The sequence below is a fragment of the Aphanothece microscopica RSMan92 genome (assembly GCF_046613545.2).
In the GTDB taxonomy this organism is placed as follows: domain Bacteria; phylum Cyanobacteriota; class Cyanobacteriia; order PCC-6307; family Cyanobiaceae; genus NIES-981.
Window position 1 is genome coordinate 1 of sequence record NZ_JBKKKY020000600.1, and the last position, 421, is coordinate 421.

The following is a 421-nucleotide window of genomic DNA, read 5'->3' on the forward strand; positions in this document are numbered from 1 at the left end:
TGCATGGTCAGCACCCTGGTAAAGCTCCGTCGTTACATCGTACCTAGGGGGAGCCTACAAAAGCATGGAAGATGGGCAATATAGCGTCACGCGGGGTGGCAGTCATGCGAAAGTGACACTTACGACGTGATCAAGGAAGCAACGGCCATCACTAGAGCGTCGGCGTGTAACGGACCCTGTACTTGCAGCCCGATAGGTAGGCCATGATCATCCTTACCTGTAGGAACACTTACCGCCGGTATGCCTGAAATGTTGGCAGAAACGGTAAACAAGTCCGATAACCACATCGCTACCGGATCGCTGTTCTTCTCGCCGAGTCGGAAGGCTGTTGTTGGCGTAGTTGGCATTAGTAGGACGTCAACATCTGCGAACATGGCGGCATAGGTATCCGATATCAACCGTCGTGCCTTTTGTGCTTTGC

The 421-nt window shown here is 53.0% G+C and carries 1 protein-coding gene; it reads right to left on the minus strand.

The features are described from left to right. Nucleotides 1–119 precede the first annotated feature (119 nt). The coding region (locus tag ACLD7X_RS19245; protein WP_411425280.1) for an amidase family protein at nt 120–421 on the minus strand (302 nt) is incomplete at its 5' end.